This window comes from Rossellomorea orangium (genome assembly GCF_019334305.1).
In the GTDB taxonomy this organism is placed as follows: Bacteria; Bacillota; Bacilli; order Bacillales; family Bacillaceae_B; genus Rossellomorea.
In genome coordinates, this window is record NZ_JAHWGH010000018.1 from 72,009 (window position 1) to 92,455 (window position 20,447).

Here is a 20,447-nt window from a genome sequence, read left to right on the forward strand (position 1 = left end):
CTCCAATCAACAGACGAAAAGTTTGACTATCACAAAAGAAATGTGGAGATTGCGTATGCCACTGCTTTTTCATTCGTTGCAGTGACTGATTTTCATATAATAGTCCTTTACTCTTTTTACACGCTGTTCAATTCGTCTTTTTCTTGTTAATATAAAACCTCATCTAAAAATATAATCACTGGACACAGGTTTTTTCCCGATTTCCCTTGCCCACACGGATAACTGACCGATGTGATGGATTTCATGGGCCACTACATGCTGCAGAACCTTTTTGTAAGTGAAACTGTAGGTTCTACCAGATCTTGTTTTCATATTGAATTCTTTCTTGTCATAGGCTGGGATCCATAAGGAGAGAAATTGTTCAGTTTGTTGCCGGGTGTTTTCTGAAAAGCAAATGACTTCGTCTAATGTTGAAACGGTATGTATGTCCTTCATCAGCACGGGTTTCCCCTGCAGCTGATTCATCCAAATCTGTTCACAATCCACCACATGATAAAGGTTCTTTAGAATGCTTCCCATTCCGCCTTTCCGCTCTTTCAGCAATTCTTCATTCTCGATTTCCCTGCACCAATCAAACCAGTCACTCCTTACTTCCCAATTATAAGAAAAAAGTTCTATCATTCTCTCATCTATCCTTTCATTATGTCATTTAATACCGCTATTCCATGAACAATCCAACCACAATGATCCGTAACCCATTCAATGCACAAAAGGTCCCATAAATCAGCATTGTCATTCCCGTTCCAAAACCATAGGGATCAAATGGGCTTACAGATAAACCCGTTACAAGCATGATCAAAGGACTGAGAAGGAAACATGTGACCCCCGCCCATATCCGCTTCTTTTTACTGCTTCCTGAAACCTTCACGACTAAAAAATTGGTGAATAGCAAAATCGTCACAAGCATCATTACCAAAAGAAACAATATGCCCCAATCACTCATACCAATATCTCCTTCTTATCTCTAACTATAAGCAACCCAAAAGGAAAGTCCCCAACTCAATACGAGGAACAAGAGACTGGCAATGAAGTAGGGACTCTTATTCGAAGAGCTTGCGGATTCATATTCATACTTGAACTGATTATTCGTGATAAACTTAGCAAAAGTACCTGCCTGATTGAATTGTGCCTTTTTCGAGATGTTTGTCACCCACCCAAGTGCAAAGAAACAGAGACTGGAAATGAAGGCCGTATCCATCAAACTCCAATTTTTTAATGAGCTGACCATTATGGTAGAACTCAACATCAACGTAAACAGAATCAATACGACCGTAAGGAATAAGAATCTTGCAGGTATGATTCTTTCTAATTGTTTACTGAATTGATCGATGAAGAATGCTATCCCCGTCCCGATGATTAGGATGATGATCGTTAGTAAAACATTAAAATAGTAATACAATTTATTGACCTCCATTCATAAATAGTTAACCTCCTAAAACGAAAAGAAGAAGAAGATAGCATCGATGACTCCCAAACATAAAAGAGTGATGAGTATAGACGTTTTCTTCCAGTATCTTTTAAAGTACAAAAATAGCAAGGTGAAATATAAGAATCCTGCAGTGAAAAGGAATACAAAGAATTCCCTCGTCGACTTTCTATCAACATGGACTCCCTTCACATGAACCCATTGCAACTGTTGGTTGATATCCAGTGGGACCGTGAAGAACATCAGTCCGAATCCAATCAGCATAAACGCTCCCAGTAAATTTAGAAGGGAATACATACTCAACTGTTTTTTTGTATGATGATCTATAATCGTTTCATAATCAACATCGCTCTTTTCAACTCTTAATTCCATAAAAAAATCCTTTCTGCCTGTTCTTTCCTACTACTACGAAAGAACAAACAGAAAGGTTTCAAACAATACTAAATTTGTCATTTTTTAGCAATATCTTCTCCCAAATATCTGCCTAAATATATACCACTCGCAGCTGCCTGAGATAAAGAATGGGACTCTCCAGAGCAATCACCAATCAAAAACAAATCAGGGACTTCCGTTTCAAAGTTCATGTCCGTCGGTAATTTAGGCTCATAGAACTTCGCATCCATGCCGTACAGGAGTGTATCAGGATGCACCTTCTCACCAATAAGCTCTTCCAAGCAAGCCATAAACTCAAGAAGCGCCTTCCCATACAGATCAGGAACCTCTTCCCGTACATTCCCACATTCCCCGTCGAGGGACGGACCTACAAGATTCCCTTCCAACGAATTTGACTTTCTATGTAACTGAAAATCTTCCAGCCTTTGAACGACAATCCTCTCCCGTCCTTGATTGATGCTTCCAATAATACTCAATGCATATTCCATGGCTTCATCATGGGAAGGGAAATATTGAGGCACGAATAAGCTGAAATTTAAATTCGCACTCGGGCTTTCCTTCTCACGTTCATTTTGTCCATCCGGCATCACAACCCCATGCTGATGTTTACGGATGATCCTCCCACGGGGATTCATACAATACGTGGTTGCACTGAAGGAATCTCTTTCAATCTTCAACTTCGTTTCAAACGTATCCTGCAATATCGACTGCAGCTGATCCCCTTTCATCTCTACACGAATCCCCAGATCCAGACGGGTTTCTCCAGGATGAAGTCCAAGAGATGCGGCTTGTTTTTTCAACCACGAGCTGCCGCTCATCCCGGTTCCGATCACTACTTTTCCAGTGGTGAATTCACCTTTATCGGTTTGGATCCGAAAGCCTGATTTATGTATTGATACCCTATCAACGTGCGTTTCAAAATGGAAATGAACCCTGTTTTTCAGAAACTCATATATCTTTTGGAACACTTCATTCGCCAGAATTGTCCCAAGATGTCGAACCTCCGTTGATAGTGCCCGTAAGCCTGATTGTACGGCCTTATTCGAAAGATCCTTATTTTTTGTACTGTAAATAGGTCTGATGCCGCCACCAAATTCACAGAGGATCTTGTCCACTTCCTTCATTAAGTCAAGGGTATGCTGCTTTCCGATCTTCCTGCCAAGCTCTCCTCCGAAATCATTCGTATAATTGAACTTCCCTTCTGATTTACCGAGGCCGGCAAAGCCGATATATTTACTGCATAGACCCACACAGGTGCACTCTCTACCGGCATCTAATCCACACACCCGCTCACTCAGTTCCTTGCCAACATCGATCATATGGATGGTGAGATGCTCATTTTGGTTCATCAAGGTGTAAGCGAGAAACACACTGCTCACACCTGCTCCTATGATAGTGATGTCATGATGATTTGATTGCATCCTCCGCTCCTCCTTTTAGTTGAATACGTGCCTATGCCACTTTTGCAGCACGGTACCAATATGGTCCCTTGATTTGCTCCCGGTATCTTTCCATTTCAGACGGAAATAACAGGTTTGCATGAATTGTTGGACAGTCATTTGCTCTCTGTAAAAGGATAGGGAATATCCATTTTCCGTGTAACGTTCATTTACAGAACCGGACAAGTTCATCAGCCATGTATGCAGCTCTTCATCAGTCAACCCTTTTTCGACCAGTGCCTCAATGGCTGAACATAAGCGTCCATCCTCGTTATCTACATAAGTTGCTTCTTTGAATATGCATGATTTGACGATATCAAGACTTCTCTGATGAAGCTCCTCTGGAAATTGGGGGTGTCTGATGACTTCCGTTAAATAATCGGCTCCGTGTGCAATGCTATGGGCCCATCCCTTCCTTTGGACATAACCCCGGGTATCGACTTCTGCCTCTAAATAATGAAAACAGGCATGAATTGCTTCCTGGACTTTTTCAGAGGGTAAAAATGGCCGTTCACGGTCTTTAGCCAAAAGTAATGCCAGTACTAAAGATGAAAATGCCCGTGTGAAGACCGAATCATCTTCCTTTTTTCCGATTTCATTAAATAAGTGACTTTCGTCTATACAAATATCAAATAGAAATAACATTTGCTCTTGGGATAGGTGGTTTCCTTCCATCAATCTGTAAAAGCTTGTATAAATCAACGAATCCCTTAATTCTCCATCGATGGAACCAATGTGGTGGACCATATCTTTTAATAATGCATCCATGTCCCAGTCTTTTATGGAGTCTGGACATGTGAAATCGATTCTCCTCATTTTCTCTTTTAAATGTTCTTCCGTTATCATATCCGAATTCTCCCCGCAATAAATCTATTTCTATCCTACCATAAAACACTTTGAGAGGTCCGTCCCTCTATTTATCTATTAAACTATGATGCAAATACGGAATGGAGGAGAGAGTGGAGATGGCACCTGCCAGCATGATTGTATAGTGTGTCCCGATGGATTCTGCCAATAGTCCCGCCAGGAATGCGGCAAGGGGCATGAATACCCACGTCATGAGACGGCATGTGGCCTGCACTCTTCCCAACAGGTGATCTGGCGTCAGTGTTTGCCTTATGGTAATGATGCACGGGCTCATCATCGATGCACAGAACGTCCCGACTGCATTCATGATGACAAGCCCTGTATAAGATTCCATCCAACCGAAACAAAGGATCGATAGTCCTCCGATCACAGAAGAACCAAATAATATGCTGCGATAAGAGAACCGCTTCCGGAACAGGCTCGACGTCACCGCACCCAAAATAGCGCCTACTCCTCCCATTGATAATAACCATCCTATCGAAACCGTGTTCAATTGGATGGAATCCTTAAGGTGAAACACCAATAGTGTAAGGAATAAAGTAGTTCCGAACACAGAAGCTACCATGGCGAGGTTGGTATACAAAATCGGTTTGGTCTTTACGACGTATACAAACCCTTCCCAGATCCCTCCCCAAATCGAAATCACTGGAACCTTCTTCTCCTTCATCCGCAGACTTGCAATGGCAAGGAAAGACAGCAGGAAGCTGACGCTGTTAACCATCAAGGCGTAGCCTGGATTAAAGAAGGAAATAATCAATCCTCCCAGCCCCGGGGCGATAAACACCGCTAAATTGAAAATCCCTGAATTCACGGAATTTACAGCCTGAAGGTCTTCTCCCCTGACAAGTCCGGGTATCGAGGCAAATTGAGATGTATTATATATTTGACTCAATAGTCCAATACCGAACACCGCAGGGTAGATCATCCACATTTCCAGAATTCCCAGTATGAAGAGAACCCCGATCACACCGACAAGTAAGCATCGCCCTAAATCACATAGTAGAAGCAAGTGCTTACGGTTAAACCGATCAGACAGTATCCCTGCAAATGGCTGCAGTAAAATCGGCAGCCTCTCAAGAGCGGCTACGATTCCCATGCTGACAGGTGATCCGGTGATACTCAGTACCATTAGAGGAATGGCGATTAAATAGATCTGGTCCCCGAAAAATGAAATCAAATTCCCACCCATGAATCTGAAAACGGAATAGTTTTTCTTTAAAGGCGGTAGTTCATGCATTTGATTAATACTGACCGACGGTTCTCCCAAGTTACTTCCTCCCCCTTTAGTCCATTAGATAGTGCATCAATTCTTTTGACAGCGATTCTACAGCGTTCTCTTTCAAGCGGTATTTTCCATCCTGGATGTCGACAAGCCTGGCTGATCTGAGGATTTTCAAATGATGATGGACGGTGGATTTCCCCATGCTCAGTTCATTCGTGATTTCCTGCAAGGTGCGTTCTGATCGTTTTAACAATTTCACCATCCTGAGGCGCGCATCATCCCCGAGGGCTTTATGCTTCTGTACAAGAAAATAGTCTGGCATATCCTTATCGTCAGGGTAGATACTTTCATTGGCTACAGGGTAATAAAACACTTTGACTCCTTCTACATCTCCTTCAACATTCCAAGGACGGTAAATGGATTGTGGAATGAGTAGGACTGTGTGGACTGCAGGCTCCGGCAAATAGGTGATGCCGCCTGTCGCCCATTCCACTAAAGCTTCGGGATTGAGCTTTTCACTCATCTCTTTCTTCGACTTTATATCCCTTGTTAATATTCCGGACAGTGTCTCTTGTTCAGGTAGAATCACTTCTTCATACCAGCGGGTCATCACACTCTTTACGTGCCTCTTAAGGTTGTGGACATTCGTCGTGCAGATGAATTCAATATAACCTGGATAATATGGGTTATCATTACTTTCTTGTTTCAATCTGTTCCGTGATGCTACATCACCTTTAGAAGCGAGCATGCGAAATTCCTGCAACTTCATTCCTATATAAGGAATGCAATGGTATTTGAATTTTTCATCTTCCAATTCATCCACATTGGTAATGAACTCATCCAAGGATCGGAATTCTTTTTGATGCAATAGTAGGAGCAAGGATTTCCAGGTATTATTCTTTTCTACATACTCCAAGTCTTGAATCAGTGAACGGGATAAAGATTTTTTTAACTTGTCCCATGATTCTTTGGTTTTTTCTAACGTTTCAATGAGCCTGGTATTGGTTATTGCCGCAATCCCCAAAGCACATTCCCATAGAAGGGAAGCTTCCATTTTCACTTCGTATGTTTCTCTTTTCCGACTGGTCATATGGAGCACATCCATATTGATCCACCCCTTTTCCAAAAATTTCTTCTTAATGAATATTCTATAATTGCCGAACGGTGAATTCAATATAAATCGAACAAAAAAATCAAATGAGTTAATTCTTATAAAAAAATCGTTGAAGATACTTTTCTTTCTGATGATGGAGCAAAAATATTGTTTTTCACTAGCTTTTAAGGACAAAAAGGGTTTAAAGATGCATTTCTAAATGGGGAGTGAGGTTGTTCATTACCGGAATTGCGTCATTTTCTGTCTTGATTGCGTCATAATTTACTTTATTGCATCATTTTGGATGTCGATTGCGTCATTATCACAAGAATTGCGTCAAATCCTTTGTAAATTGCGTCTTTTTGAAAATTATGGAAATTCCAGCCCTCTCTCCGCCCCGATCTACTGCACAGCAAAAAAGCACACAAATCCCATACAGGAATTCATGTGCTTCAATTAAAAGTGTTATGATTTAACTTTATCTTTCTTGATCTGCTTACTTCTCAGCTGACCGCATGCAGCATCGATATCCGTTCCCTGCTCCACGCGCACTCCACAGTTGATACCATGCTCCAGCAGGGTACCATAGAATTCAACAATTGCTTCTTTAGTACTTCTTTGATACTGGTTGTGTTCGTCGACCGGATTATAAGGAATCAAGTTCACGTATGAAAGGTGACGCTTATTCTTCAGAAGCTTCGCCAGCTGAAGTGCCTCTTCCTTATGATCATTCACATCACTTAAGAGGATATACTCAAATGTGATTCGACGATTGGTCTTCTCTAGATAATAATCAATCGCAGGCATGAGTTTCTCTAAAGGATATGCACGATTGATCTTCATGATCCTTGTACGCAATTCGTTGTTTGGCGCATGAAGGGAAACAGCCAAATTAATTTGGATGTTTTCATCAGCAAACTTGTAAATCTTATCTGCCAGTCCACTTGTTGATACGGTAATATGACGCGCTCCGATGGAAAGACCTTTCTGGTCATTTACAACTCGGAAGAAGTCCATCATATTATCATAGTTATCGAACGGCTCACCGATTCCCATAACGACGATATGACTGACACGTTCGCCGTTCCCTGCTTCATCCAGGTGATGTTGAACATTCATGATCTGTTCCACAATTTCACCACTTGATAAGTCGCGATTCTTCTTTAACAGTCCACTTGCACAGAATGTACAACCGATGTTACAACCTACCTGTGTTGTGACACACACACTCAATCCATAGTTGAAACGCATCAAGACGGTTTCAATCAGGTTCCCATCCTCAAGCTTGAATAAGAATTTAATGGTACCATCCTTTGATTCCTGCTTGATTTCCTGTGTGAGTGTATGGAGATAGAAGTGATCTTCAAGAAGTTGAACACAATCAGCGTTCAGGTTCTTCATATCAGCAAAGTTTGTCACACGTTTCTTATATAACCAATCCCATACTTGAGCTGCACGGAATTTCTTTTGACCGTTCTCTACGAGCCAAGACGTTAATTGATCTAATGTTAATCCATATATGGATTTCTTTTCCATTTAAAACCCTCATTTCGAAACTCTACAATTTTCTACTTATCTATACTACTTAAAGTATGGGAATGTTTCAAGGGATTTATAAGTGTTGAGAAGAATTGGAATTCCGTAATATAGTATAACATTAGAAAAATACACCTTTTGTTTACCTCTTTTGTCTTAATGATTGATCCGAAGAATGAAATCGTCCAATTTTTCTTTGTTTTTCAGCTTGTCATTGCACTCATCACTGTCCTGGCATATATAATTCCCTTTTTTAACAAAAGTACCTTGAGCAGATCCCTTGGATTCTGACATGTAAAACCCAATACTAGAAAAGGTGTTACAAATGGTGCAGATCCCTTTTTTACTGCTGTTTTTAAACGTTCCTCTAAATCCTTTTAATTCCCCGTTGTATTCTGCAATCATATATTTTCGTTCCTGACCGTAATCATTCCAGCCTAAATAGGAGATGTCCCGGAAATCAATATCTTCCCAGTCAGGTGTCTTCAATTTTTTAACCTTGGGAAATAACTTTCTTACTGCATGATCATTCACTGTCGGAAAGGGGATCACATATGACTTTAATCCGATTAAATAATCTTCAGCATGTTCTGTATCACGGATATCTTCTATTGGTTTAAGCACCGTTTGCTGTGAAGGCGAAAGTTTATCAAACAGATTTGTCACTTTGTCCTGCACAAGTCCCTTTAAAGCTTGTAAGACACTCAAGTCATTCACGGTTGCATATCCATTGATCAGCACTTGTGTTTGATAAGAAATAAAATTATATTGATCATTCCGAATAAATGGTTCCATCATAATCGCTCCTAAATACCTGTGTTTTATATACCCTGCACTCTTCGATAAACTCGGGTCAATCATTCCTGCTACAGGGTGTTTCCTTATACTATATACCTTTACAGATCATCAGGGTATGTATAGTTTCATTTAGAATTGATCATTACACAGAAAAAAAGCACTGATTCTCTCAGCACTTTTTGTATACGATTTTCTTGATTGTTTCACTTGAAAGGTAATGGTCATCAGCCAATTCATGAATTGACTTTCCATTCCGGAAAGCTGTTCTGATTTCAGCATTTCTTTCATCCATGACCCTTCTAGTACCGGAACGGCTCCCCCACTTAAGGTGCTCTGATTTCGGTTTTGGTATATAGATTGTTTCCCCCTGTACGTATTTCTGGATCTCGCTCACTAACGATGGAGGCAGCACATTATCTGCTTTTACATATTTCATTTCAGTCAGCTCCTTATTTTCTTGTGAATTCAGTCAATAAGGTGCAAAGCCGACTTACTAGAAACGATCTTTCATGGCGATTACATCATATTCCGCCCCATGCAAAGTATCGCCTTTCTAATAATAGGCTTTGCATGAGACGCTCGGGACTCTGGTATGTTTGTATTCACTACCATGTCACCACCTCCCTATAAGAATATTTTCTTCTATTATAAGATAATTCCTGTTTCTAAGCATTATCTTACAAGGATACACTTTTATTTTTAAAAAATATTGAATTTAGAAGCACTCTAATATGGTATAATCTTCTAAATCTTACTAAGGAGTTGTTTAGCATGTTTTCTTTTACCGTAGATCAAGAGATCTCGATCGAGCTATTTCAACAGCACCATAAAAATGAGCTATACGAACTGATTGATTCAAACCGGGATCATCTTCGCAGATGGCTTCTATGGGTGGATAAACGGCAATCACCAGAGGACTTGGAGCCGATCATTCCAATATGGATTCGAAAATACGCAGATAACGATGGATTTGATGCCGGTATTCGGTATCAAGGAAGATTAGTCGGTATGATCGGGCTTCATTATATCGATTGGAAAAGCAGGAGTACAAGTATCGGATACCTTCTTTCCCGAGAGGCTGAAGGAAATGGGATCATCACCCGCGCCGTTTCCTCACTACTACACTATCTATTTATCGAAATGGATTTAAACAGGGTGGAAATTCAATGTGCCATCAACAATAAGAAGAGCATGGGGATCCCGGAACGATTGGGATTCACAAAAGAAGGAATCACCCGGGATGGTCAATGGTTATATGATCATTATGAAGACATCTTGACATATAGTCTGTTGAAAAGGGATTGGAAGGCGTCTTGATAGATTACATATTAACAAACAACCAGCTTCTTCTAGTTAAAGCTGGTTGTTTAGTGTTCACCTTATACTGTACCCTTTATTGATGCACGTCTCTACCGCCTCTCCGATCTTCCTCATGAATTTCTCCAACTCAGTCCACTCGACTGAAGGATCCTGACAGTGAAGCAGTCCGATGACAATGAATTGCAAGTCATCTGTCTTTATGATCCCAATGTCATTACATACACCTTCTAATCCACCCGTCATGTGGAACCAAGGCAATGAAAAACGAAACCCATCTGGATCCTCCTGATTTTTCATTCCTTTAAGAATGGCCTCCCTGTGATCAGGTTTTGAGCTTTCGTGGAGTAAAAGATCCATCATTTGAAACAAACCCTTTGGAGTTCCGATATTATTCACTTTATCTCTATTTTGGTCAGATACTTTACATTCAACATTTAAACGTGCAAGAGATTCATTCAGGTACTGTTCCGGGAGTTCCTCAATCAAATTCATGTAAGACTCGTTGCTATGTTCACAGACTGCTAAATACAGATCTTCGTTTACTACTGAATAGTTACTCCTTGAAACCAGTATGGAGGTAATCCATTTTGCAACGCTTGCCAATGGAAACCACTCATCCTCATTTATGGTAACCGTCTCCTTACTGTTCGTATCATACAGGTAAAAACCGAATAGCGTATTGGCTGGAACTTGTTCAGTGATTAGTCTCTTTAATTTCTCAGTCTCTCTAAGATTCAAACCATACACCTTCCAAAGCCTTCACGTATCTCTCGGCAGATTTCTGCACTCTCTCATGGGCATTTTCCTTCACAACCCGGTGGAACGCATTATATAAACGGTCAAATTTCAAGTCTTTGACCACATCCGCCATCTCGCTCACTTTTCTCGCAGGTAGTGGGATAAGATTTGGATAGCTGTACATGAAGCTTACCCATTCCCTGTCTGCGACAACCTGGATGATATCCCCTGTAAGGAGAATACCTTTGTTGTCGAAACCTTCCTTCCATTGAAGTACGGCACCGCCTTTGAAGTGTCCGCCAAGGCGGTGAATGGAAAGACCATTATGCAATTGCAAGGAATCACCGGACCAATATACAATCCGTTCACTTTCCCTCATCACCCACTCCCGGTCATCCTCGTGGATATAGATGGGAACGTCAAAAACTTCCGCCCATTCCACCTGTGTGGAATAATAATGGGGATGGGACAATGCTATGGCGTCCAAACCTCCAAGTCTAGTAATTTCACTGATCGTCTCTTCGTCAAGATAAGAAATGCAGTCCCATAAAAGGTTGAACCCGTCTTCCTGAACAAGATAAGCTGTCTGGCCAATGGCGAATTCAGGTGTTGTCTTCACACTATATAATCCTGACTCCTCAAGTCTTATCGTATTCCGGAAAGAATCCCTCTTCATATTGTCCAGGGTGGTCCAGGTTTGACCAGCAGGACCTACGTACTGTCTTTCTTCTTCACAAATCAGGCAATGTTCAGGTACGTCCATTGATTCTTTGTACTGTACACCGCATGTATCACATATGTATCTCTGCATACAAAAACCCCCGGGTAAATTTATTAGTAGTACTTACTATCATTCTATCAAAATACCCCTCACTTGAAAATTTTTCCTCAACGAATGGACGCTGCTATTCTGCCGCAATCTTCCCATATACACACGTATCCGTTAACCGCTTTCCATCAACGGAAAGATCTTCATTTCTCAGGGTCCCTTCCAATTCGTATCCGAGTCTTTCAGGTACGGCCCTGCTTTTATGATTTGTGGACTCACATCTTATTTCCACCCTTTTTCCACCGAGCTCGGTTAATGCAAATTCCGTTAATTTTCCGACTGCCTCTGCCATATAACCGTTGCCACTCATCTTTGTATCGATCCAATACCCGATTTCAAATTTCGGAACACTCCAGTCGATGTTGTGAAATCCAGTTGATCCGACAAACTCATCGGTGTTTTTTAAAAATATCAGGTATCTCAGACTTTCTCTAGTAAGAAATTTCGCATGTGCTTCACGTGTGTTGGACTCGGTGTCTTCCACCTCCGGGTTACATAGGGCAAACCCCAGCCACGGCTGTAATTCAGACAAGGATGCTTTAATTGAAGCATTAACCGTACTGCCATCTCCAGGACGTGGCATTCTTAACGTTAATCTTTCAGTTTCAATCATTGTTGGTATATCCAGTAATACTGGGTTCATTTCTAAACACTCCCTTAATAAAAAAATAAAAACCCCCGCTCTCAAGAAATGAATCTTGAGGACGAGAGTATCGTGGTACCACCTCAGTTTACCGGCATGTCACCATACCGACCTTAACGGATAACGTGTATCCGGACCCTGTAACGGGAGTTCCCGTTGCAATGGCTGCCTGCAGCAGCTTCACGCACAGCTCCGAGCCTTTTATCATCATTACCGTGATGTCCCCTTTCCACCGTCAGGGCTCTCTGTTCATCACTTCTATAACAATGAATTTCTCTTCAACGCTTAATTGGTAATATTTTAAATTATTGAAATTATAAGGGAATGGTTCTCTTCCTGTCAATACTCTATATTGGTCTATTCAATGATGGATTCATTTATTTCTTCTATTTATTCAACTGTTCTTATGGGCACTCACGATAAGAAACGATGGCCTTCTTTCTTCATTTTTTAAACCAGGCATCAATTCAATGCCTTCAGGAGTCGGCAGGGGCTCAAGCAGTTTTTCCAATGTAAATCCCTGTTGTATCAAACCATTTACCAACGTTGGTATCGTGCGGTGGTACTTGATCACACCGTCCACATACCAATGCTGCTCCCGTTTCCCTTCATGCCGGTAGTGATCAAGTGCCCAGTGCAGCCGTTCCCCATCAGCATCTTCCCACCAATTCTTCATGTCTTTACGGGCAGTCACGATGGGGTGCTCTATAGAGTATACCAACCTTCCACCCCGTACCAAAAAAGTGGCGAGCTTCTGAATGAGTGATTCGTAGTCTTCGATATAATGAAGTGCCAATGAGCTAACAATCAATTCAAAGGGCTCTCCCGTAAATGACAGATCCTCTATGGGGCTGCATACGTATGTTATCTTTTTATCTGGATGATCTTTTAATGCTCGTGATATCATGTTTTGAGAAATATCCACCCCGACGACAGAAGATGCTCCTTTTTCAATACAGTATTTCGATAAACCTCCTGTCCCGCATCCGAGATCCATTATTCGTTTTCCCGATAGGTCCTGAAGTTCTTCTTTCATGGCAGGCTGTTCAAGAAAATCATTATATGTTCGCCCTGATTCCCGCAGATTCATATACCCTTCAAAAAATACGGGATCATTATAAATGTTTTGTTTCATTTTTCATCCTTCTTTCTCTACTGATCGTTTCTGAAGCACAACAGATCTTAATCAGGAAGGTTTACAGCGAGGAGGAAATCACCACCCGGCTCCAACGCTTCCTTGTTCATGGTTGAATCAAAAACAAAGGCAGGTTGAGTACCCAACACTTTGATTCTGCCATTCTCAACTCGTAAGCCAGTCTCTTCACTCAGGGCTATGACAGGTTTACGATATGTATTTATGAACCGATGAATCAGAGGGTCCTGTTCGCCATCATAGTGACTCCATATAGAATAATCATCCAGATAAGATAAACCTCTTCTGCCCTTCAAGAGAACTGCATTTTCATCCATATGTTCACACGTTGAGATATCACTTCCCATTACAATGGCACCGGCACTCCCACCATAAATCAGTCCACCTTCCTCTTTGAAGGCGGTCAATAAAGTGTGAAATCCTTCCTGAAGAATGGAATGCATCAAGTTGAACGTATTTCCACCGCCTATATAGACACCGGAAAACTCCTTAAGGTCCTTGAGTGACTTCCCTCTTAGATCCCCCCACATCGTTATGTCCGTTATTCCAAACGGTGCGAATACACTATGCACCCATTGATAGCAATCCCCGTATGAAATTTGAGTAGGATCCATCGCTATCGGAAGATATAGCAACGGCTTTCCTCCGTCCAATTCACCTGCGAACACCCGATCGATCTCCCGCGTCTGCTCTTTATCCCCACCACCTGAAAGATACAATACACTCAACTCATTTCCCCCTTCCCATTGGAGGGACGGACCTCCAAAATCCAATCCCTAATAATGTTAATTATAGCAATAAATAGTGTTCAAACGAATATATCTTCTAAAACTGGAGGTCCGTCCCTCTCTATATATTAAGTCTGAAAAAGACGGTTCCTTCATGAAAATTTTCTTGGTTTGTCTGATTTTTGGGCGATTTTTACCTGAAAATAGTCCCGCATTTTCTCAATACCGCGCTCTACTTTCATGTGATACTCTTAAGTTGCCTGAATTATTAGATAAAAGAGGAGGAATTGAAATGAAAAAGAAAAAGATCGTAAGTATGGGACTATCCGTCGGAATTCTTTCTGGGATGTTGGCTTCAGGTGCCCTTGCTGCTCCGTCTAACAATGCTCATTTCCAGATGAACAAAAAAGCAGGCACACCTGAATTTGTGTCTGGCCAATTATCCGCTCCTTCTGGAAAAGATGCGGAAGCTATTGTCCTTTCTTTCGTAGAACAAAACAAATCTGCATTCAAGCTTTCAAACAAAAAAGCGGACGAGCAGTTCAAGGTACTTTCTGTTGAAAAAGACAGCTTGGGAAATACAGTCGTCCGCATTCAGCAAACGTATCAAGATATTCCTGTTTGGGGATCAACTCAGTCAGCAGTCGTGCAGGAAAATGGGGTTCTCCAGGCATTTTCCGGTTCAATGGTGGCAGACCTTGAAGAAAAAATGTCATCCTCAAAAAAGAAAATAAACGCGAAGAAGGCATTAAAGCTTGCTAAGGAGGATCTAAGACAAAATCCAAGATTAGAAAAAGAAGCAAAACCGGAGTTAGTCATTTATGCTGATGGTGACAAGGCTTCATTGGCATACTTTATTAATTTAAATTACCTAGAGCCGTCTCCGGGTAACTGGAATTACTTTATAGACGCCAAAACCGGGGATATCCTGAATAAATATAATGACATGCATGAAGTCAGCGGGACGAACAAAGTAGGGACCGGGAAAGGTGTCCTGGGAGATTCAAAACCCCTAAACACGACTCTCTCAAGCGGAAAGTACTATCTCCAGGATAATACAAGGGGATCTGGTATTTTTACATACAACATGAATAACCGTACTTTCTTTCCGCAATTTTTCTTACCGGGCACCCTTTGGTCGGATAGCGATAATGTGTTGAATGCCACGTACGATGCACCTGCTGTTGACGCACATTATTTTGCAGGGGTCACGTATGATTATTATAAAGAACATTTCAATCGCAATTCCTACGATAATCAAGGTGCTAAATTAGTTTCATCCGTTCATTACAGCAGCGGATACAACAACGCCTTCTGGAACGGTTCACAGATGGTATATGGTGACGGTGATGGCACTACCTTTGTTCCGCTCTCAGGTGGGATCGACGTCGTGGCCCATGAGCTCACACATGCTGTTACTGATTTCTCTTCAGACCTCGTTTATCAGAATGAATCAGGGGCATTGAATGAAGCGATCTCAGATATTTTTGGTACGTTGGTCGAATATGAGAATGGGTCTAATCCTGATTTCGAAATTGGGGAAGATATTTATACTCCAGGCACTTCCGGAGATGCTCTTCGCTCTATGAGCAACCCGGCGAAATATGGGGACCCTGATCATTATTCCAAACGTTACACAGGGACCTCAGACAACGGCGGGGTTCATACAAACAGCGGTATCATCAATAAGCAGGCATATTTATTGAGTGAAGGGGGTACTCATTATGGTGTGACCGTCCCGGGAATTGGACGTGAGAAACTTGGTGATATCTATTATCGCATGAATACGGTGTATCTGACTGCCTCCTCCACTTTCAGTCAAGCTAGAGCAGCAGCGGTACAATCAGCAGCGGATTTATATGGCGCCGCTTCTCCGGAAGTGAATGCTGTGAACCTTTCCTTTGACGCAGTCGGTATCAATTAAATATTTTCCAAGCAGAGATTCAATCAATAATGCTTCCATAAAAAAAAGTCCTTGATCATTTTGATCAAGGACTTTACTGCTTTTATTTAGTGATTTGCTGCTTTATCCATTCCACCCGGCTTCTTGTGGACAGCCAGCTTATCAATTAATTTATTACTTTCAGTATTCAATCCTATTAGATTGACTTTCACACCATTCTGATGGTATTTGATCATAATTTTATCGATCGCGCCAACCGCTGAATCATCCCAGAGATGAGCATGAGTCAAATCTAATGTCACTTCTTTGATATCCTCTGTAAAATCAAAGCTTTCTACGAACTCGGTAACAGAAGCAAAGAATAATTGACCGGAAACCCGATATACCTTTTTGTGTGTTTCACCTGAAGCCATCGTCGTAATGTTGACTTTAGATATTTTAGAAGCAAAGAATACGGCACTTAAAATAATTCCTACCAGTACACCTTTGGACAAGTCATGTGTCATTAATACGGTTCCAACTGTTACTAACATAACGAGTGTATCGGTGAATGGGGTTTTGTGCAGGTTCTTTAAAGATGACCAATCAAATGTCCCGATCGATACCATGAACATGACACCAACCAGGGCAGCCATCGGAATCTGAACAAGGAAATCATTCAATACGAGTATCAGGACCATCAGGAATACCCCCGCGACTAGAGCGGAAAGTCTTCCTCTCCCCCCCGATTTCACGTTGATAACTGATTGTCCAATCATCGCACAGCCAGCCATCCCCCCAAAGAACCCGGAAACGATATTGGCAATCCCCTGGCCTCTTGCTTCTTTATTCTTATCACTTGTCGTATCCGTCATATCGTCTACGATAGAGGCAGTCAGAAGTGATTCTACCAAACCGACAATCGCGATCGATAATGAATAAGGGAAAATGATTTGCAAAGTTTCAAATGTGAAAGGAATGTCAGGGATCAGAAATAGTGGCAGAGTCTGGGTTAATTCACCCATATCCCCGACAGTCCGCACTCCACTCCCGGTCAGCACCGCGAAGACTGTCACGGCAATAATTGCAACCAGCGCAGAAGGCACAGCTTTGGTGAAGCGAGGCAAAATATAGATAATAGCAAGTGCCCCGGCAACCATGGCATACATCACCCAGGTTTCGCCAACGAAATGCGGTAATTGGGCAGAGAAAATCAGGATGGCTAAGGCGTTCACGAATCCTACCATGACAGAACGTGGCACAAATTTCATCAACCGCCCTAACTTGAGGACACCCATGATAATCTGGATCACACCTGTCAATATCGTTGCTGCAAGCAGATATTGTAACCCATGATCAGCCACAAGAGTCGTCATCAACAACGCAGTTGCACCGGTTGCAGCAGAGATCATACCCGGACGTCCACCTACAAACGCAATGACTACAGCAATACAGAATGAAGCGTATAACCCGATCATCGGATCTACCCCTGCAATAATGGAAAAGGCAATGGCCTCAGGAATCAAAGCCATGGCAACGACCAACCCTGAAAGGATATCCCCTTTCACATTTCCAAACCATTCATATTTTATTTTTTCACTAATATTCATAATGCACCTCTTTCAATTATATTATGACTTTCAACTCTCATGAAAGTCGGGGCCGTTTAACACAAGGCACATTATATAATGGATGTTTGCATTTGTGAAACCTCAAAGAAAGCGCAAACACCAAATGTTTCCTTTCTATTACGTCAATTTACGCCTTATTTCTACCCTATTTCAATAACTTGTAAAAAATATCTTCAGTTCATTAGAGGAATATGGAGAATAAACTAGAACTAAATACTAAACGCTTTCATGAAATGAGGGAGATTGTAATGTTCAAAAATATCCTACTCGCAACAGACGGGTCCGAACATTCATTAAGGGCAGGAGAGAAGGCAATTGCTCTCGCTGCTTGCCATGAAGGCTCCAAGATCGATATCGTATATGTCATAGATGGGAAACAATCAAAAGAGGATGTTCTTAAGTCTTGGGGATTTGATGCAGGTGACAAGCGGAAGCAAAAGCTTCAAATTCTTGAACAAAAAGCGAAACATCAGGGGATACTCTATGAAATCATCTTCCTGCATGGGGAACCGGGACCGTCCATCGTTGAGTATGCGAATAAACATGAATTTGACGCAGTGGTCATTGGCAGCCGGGGATTGAACACCTTTCAGGAAATGGTACTTGGAAGTGTCAGCCATAAAGTGGCCAAAAGGGCAAAATGTCCCGTTATGATCGTAAAGTAGTAAAAAGACTTCCGTAAGGGAAGTCTTTTTTTAACCCTTGAACAAATAATCAAAGATCATCGGAACTCTTTCTCTCCATGCATTTTCGTTATGTACTGCCCCCTCAACAATTTCAAAACGGCAGTCCTGAACTTTATCCTTAAGTATTCTATAGACGTACCTGCTTGAATCAATATAGGTCAAATCATCGATGCTTTCTGTATTTTCCTTTGTTCCAATATCCATGTAAAAACGTTCTACTGTTGATAGATCGCTTTCCTTAATAAAGTCTTCGATTTCATTTTGATTGAACCAAAATGCAGATGAAATAGAAGCGACTCTTCTGAAAATATGAGGGTATTTACATGCAGCATATGTAGTGATCAGTCCACCCATTGAACTACCTGCCATGCTGGTTTGTTCAGGATGGGTTCGATATTTTTCATCCATCATGGGCTTTAACTCATTTACAATGAATTCTATATATTCTTTACCCTCTCCACCAATCGACGTCCGATCGGTAGTAAATACATCCGTCATCGCCGTGCTTTTCCAGGGACCGTATTCATCCAGCCTGTTTAATCCTTCATTGCAGTCGATTCCCACCACGATGAGATCCAGCTTTTCTTTTTCAATATATTCACCAATTCTCCATGCCATCCCGTACCCTGCATCTTCATCAATGTAAAGATTTTGTCCATCATGCATATACAGTACCGGGTACCTTGCTGCCGTTTCATGATAATCTCCCGGTAAATAAACGCGAACGGTCCTTTTTCGATTCAAAGGGGTCATAGTGACTTCAAAATGCTCATACATCAGGTTGGTTCCTCCAAGGTTTTTTATGTTTAGTGTAGCATGAAAAGTGTTGGAAAGGCTTTAGTTGATAGAGAAAATTTCATATATACTGAAGAGGTAAAAAGGTGCACATCCTTTAAGGAAATGCACCTTTACACTCAGCTTCATTCGCTTTCGCTTCTATTATAAGAACTCTCCGGCAGTGTATCCCAGAATGATGTATCCGCTTCTTCAATGGAACCATCAGCAATCGCCTTTGCCGTTGCGTCCAAACTTATCACTGCTTGCTTTATCAGATATCCATTGCTCTTTTGTCCAAGGACATAATCTTCTCTATAATGATCGGCCATCCCCCTCATTTCAAATAGAAGTGTTGCAATCCCATACTCGACAGCAAGGCCATTCCGGCTTATTGTAGGAGCTGAGCCGCCGATGTATTTTGACAGGATACCGAACCCGCGGGCCTCAACTGTGTTGTACAGGACAGCACCAAGCTGCTTTGATTTTTCTACCACTTCTGGATCTACATTCTCATTGGTTGGGTATAAAATGGACCCTGAGACAAGTTCATCAGTGTCACCAAGAGTGGTTTCTGCTCCTTGATGATGAAGATCAATCATATAGTCAGGCTTATATTTCTGAAGTACGTTTTCATGAAGGGCCTTCGTTTCTGGTTGATTACGATCCACATGATCGCGATTCAAGTCCACTTCATTTGCATTGTATCTTGTGTGGGTTCCTGCCACATAATCATCCAGTGAGAAATCAACGTCTCCTTCTGCCCCATCGACATTCAAACGTGGAGCAACGAGTATGTTCACGTTCTCAAGCATTTCTTTCACTTCTTTAGAGTTTGAAGTAAGATGCTTGATGAATTGAAGTGCCCCTTCAGTCGTCAAGGCTTCATTACCATGTTGCTGGGTCAAATAAAGAACAGTGGGATTTTCTTCATTGTGTCCGAATTTCGCAAGATAAAGCTCTCTTCCTTTAACAGACTGACCGTAAACTTCTAAAGTCAGTGCATCTGATTTATGATCAAGATGTTGAAGCATGCTCACCATTTCTTCATAGTTATGGAGACGCTCGTTCTTAATGGTCTCATTCCCCTTGTAATCCGGTCCATCTGCCAAAACGTTCACGCCAGGGGTCGAAAAGGCGATTCCTGAAGCTAATAGAGCACTTGAAAGAGTTCCAATCATTAATTTCTTCACTATGTATTCCTCCTCGTATATTTCGTCTCCCTGATATACTTGGATGTAAAAGGTTTGAATTCCTTTACAGTTCTTCAAAATGAAACATTCGAACTG

23 protein-coding genes are annotated in these 20,447 nt (G+C 41.6%); 3 read left to right on the plus strand and 20 right to left on the minus strand.

Going from position 1 to position 20,447, the window contains the following annotated elements:
* Positions 1-159: 159 nt before the first annotated feature.
* The 11 genes from KYJ26_RS17640 to KYJ26_RS17690 all read right to left on the minus strand — a co-directional run bounded on the left by KYJ26_RS17640 (position 160) and on the right by KYJ26_RS17690 (position 9,210).
* Entirely contained in the window at positions 160-621 is a 462-nt protein-coding gene (locus tag KYJ26_RS17640) for a DinB family protein (protein WP_219168701.1), read from the minus strand.
* 37 nt (positions 622-658) lie between these two features.
* The gene (locus tag KYJ26_RS17645; protein ID WP_219168702.1) at positions 659-943 is read right to left on the minus strand and encodes a hypothetical protein; all 285 of its coding nucleotides are present in this window, start codon (positions 941-943) and stop codon (positions 659-661) included.
* A gap of 21 nt (positions 944-964) precedes the next feature.
* The gene (locus KYJ26_RS17650; RefSeq protein ID WP_219168703.1) at positions 965-1,399 is read right to left on the minus strand and encodes a hypothetical protein; all 435 of its coding nucleotides are present in this window, start codon (positions 1,397-1,399) and stop codon (positions 965-967) included.
* Positions 1,400-1,432: 33 nt separating this feature from the next.
* Positions 1,433-1,798, minus strand: coding sequence for a hypothetical protein (locus KYJ26_RS17655; protein ID WP_219168704.1), 366 nt, complete (start codon positions 1,796-1,798; stop codon positions 1,433-1,435).
* 77 nt (positions 1,799-1,875) lie between these two features.
* The gene (locus KYJ26_RS17660) at positions 1,876-3,240 is read right to left on the minus strand and encodes an NAD(FAD)-utilizing dehydrogenase (protein ID WP_219168705.1); all 1,365 of its coding nucleotides are present in this window, start codon (positions 3,238-3,240) and stop codon (positions 1,876-1,878) included.
* Positions 3,241-3,255: 15 nt separating this feature from the next.
* Positions 3,256-4,104, minus strand: a complete 849-nt coding sequence (locus tag KYJ26_RS17665) for a DUF2785 domain-containing protein (protein ID WP_219168706.1) — start codon at positions 4,102-4,104, stop codon at positions 3,256-3,258.
* 67 nt (positions 4,105-4,171) lie between these two features.
* Positions 4,172-5,392, minus strand: coding sequence for an MFS transporter (locus KYJ26_RS17670; RefSeq protein WP_257475113.1), 1,221 nt, complete (start codon positions 5,390-5,392; stop codon positions 4,172-4,174).
* A gap of 16 nt (positions 5,393-5,408) precedes the next feature.
* A complete protein-coding gene (locus KYJ26_RS17675; protein WP_219168707.1) occupies positions 5,409-6,452 on the minus strand; it encodes an ArsR/SmtB family transcription factor in 1,044 nt (347 codons plus the stop codon).
* A gap of 453 nt (positions 6,453-6,905) precedes the next feature.
* Complete coding sequence (gene rlmN, locus KYJ26_RS17680; protein WP_219168708.1) at positions 6,906-7,976, minus strand: dual-specificity RNA methyltransferase RlmN; 1,071 nt, start codon at positions 7,974-7,976, stop codon at positions 6,906-6,908.
* 156 nt (positions 7,977-8,132) lie between these two features.
* Positions 8,133-8,774, minus strand: coding sequence for a FusB/FusC family EF-G-binding protein (locus KYJ26_RS17685; protein WP_257475114.1), 642 nt, complete (start codon positions 8,772-8,774; stop codon positions 8,133-8,135).
* Positions 8,775-8,943: 169 nt separating this feature from the next.
* Complete coding sequence (locus KYJ26_RS17690) at positions 8,944-9,210, minus strand: CD3324 family protein (protein WP_219168709.1); 267 nt, start codon at positions 9,208-9,210, stop codon at positions 8,944-8,946.
* A 335-nt stretch (positions 9,211-9,545) separates the two neighbouring features.
* Here KYJ26_RS17690 and KYJ26_RS17695 point away from each other — a divergent pair, with 335 nt between their 5' ends.
* Entirely contained in the window at positions 9,546-10,091 is a 546-nt protein-coding gene (locus KYJ26_RS17695) for a GNAT family N-acetyltransferase (protein ID WP_219168710.1), read from the plus strand.
* A gap of 57 nt (positions 10,092-10,148) precedes the next feature.
* Here KYJ26_RS17695 and KYJ26_RS17700 read toward each other — a convergent pair whose 3' ends face one another.
* The 6 genes from KYJ26_RS17700 to KYJ26_RS17720 form a co-directional block, all read right to left on the minus strand.
* A complete protein-coding gene (locus tag KYJ26_RS17700; protein WP_219168711.1) occupies positions 10,149-10,832 on the minus strand; it encodes a serine hydrolase in 684 nt (227 codons plus the stop codon).
* The gene (locus KYJ26_RS17705; RefSeq protein ID WP_219168712.1) at positions 10,822-11,643 is read right to left on the minus strand and encodes an MBL fold metallo-hydrolase; all 822 of its coding nucleotides are present in this window, start codon (positions 11,641-11,643) and stop codon (positions 10,822-10,824) included. Before KYJ26_RS17705 ends, KYJ26_RS17700 begins: the two co-directional genes overlap by 11 nt.
* Positions 11,644-11,737: 94 nt before the next feature.
* Positions 11,738-12,304, minus strand: a complete 567-nt coding sequence (locus KYJ26_RS17710) for a GNAT family N-acetyltransferase (RefSeq protein ID WP_219168713.1) — start codon at positions 12,302-12,304, stop codon at positions 11,738-11,740.
* 88 nt (positions 12,305-12,392) lie between these two features.
* Positions 12,393-12,515: a hypothetical protein gene (locus KYJ26_RS24055; RefSeq protein ID WP_257475115.1), complete on the minus strand. Its 123-nt coding sequence runs from the start codon at positions 12,513-12,515 to the stop codon at positions 12,393-12,395.
* A gap of 183 nt (positions 12,516-12,698) precedes the next feature.
* On the minus strand, positions 12,699-13,439 hold the full coding sequence (locus tag KYJ26_RS17715) for a class I SAM-dependent methyltransferase (RefSeq protein WP_219168714.1): 741 nt from the start codon (positions 13,437-13,439) through the stop codon (positions 12,699-12,701).
* Between the two features lie 47 nt (positions 13,440-13,486).
* Complete coding sequence (locus KYJ26_RS17720) at positions 13,487-14,185, minus strand: Type 1 glutamine amidotransferase-like domain-containing protein (protein WP_219168715.1); 699 nt, start codon at positions 14,183-14,185, stop codon at positions 13,487-13,489.
* A gap of 292 nt (positions 14,186-14,477) precedes the next feature.
* On the opposite strand from KYJ26_RS17720, the gene KYJ26_RS17725 reads away from it, so the two are divergent.
* Positions 14,478-16,109: a M4 family metallopeptidase gene (locus KYJ26_RS17725; protein WP_219168716.1), complete on the plus strand. Its 1,632-nt coding sequence runs from the start codon at positions 14,478-14,480 to the stop codon at positions 16,107-16,109.
* A gap of 86 nt (positions 16,110-16,195) precedes the next feature.
* On the opposite strand, the gene KYJ26_RS17730 is transcribed toward KYJ26_RS17725, so the two are convergent.
* Entirely contained in the window at positions 16,196-17,677 is a 1,482-nt protein-coding gene (locus KYJ26_RS17730) for a SulP family inorganic anion transporter (protein WP_219168717.1), read from the minus strand.
* A gap of 269 nt (positions 17,678-17,946) precedes the next feature.
* Here KYJ26_RS17730 and KYJ26_RS17735 point away from each other — a divergent pair, with 269 nt between their 5' ends.
* A complete protein-coding gene (locus KYJ26_RS17735) occupies positions 17,947-18,363 on the plus strand; it encodes a universal stress protein (protein ID WP_219168718.1) in 417 nt (138 codons plus the stop codon).
* Between the two features lie 30 nt (positions 18,364-18,393).
* Here KYJ26_RS17735 and KYJ26_RS17740 read toward each other — a convergent pair whose 3' ends face one another.
* Both KYJ26_RS17740 and KYJ26_RS17745 read right to left on the minus strand, forming a co-directional pair.
* A complete protein-coding gene (locus tag KYJ26_RS17740) occupies positions 18,394-19,161 on the minus strand; it encodes an alpha/beta hydrolase (RefSeq protein ID WP_219168719.1) in 768 nt (255 codons plus the stop codon).
* A gap of 143 nt (positions 19,162-19,304) precedes the next feature.
* On the minus strand, positions 19,305-20,354 hold the full coding sequence (locus tag KYJ26_RS17745) for a M14 family metallopeptidase (RefSeq protein ID WP_219169340.1): 1,050 nt from the start codon (positions 20,352-20,354) through the stop codon (positions 19,305-19,307).
* Between the last annotated feature and the right edge of the window lie 93 nt (positions 20,355-20,447).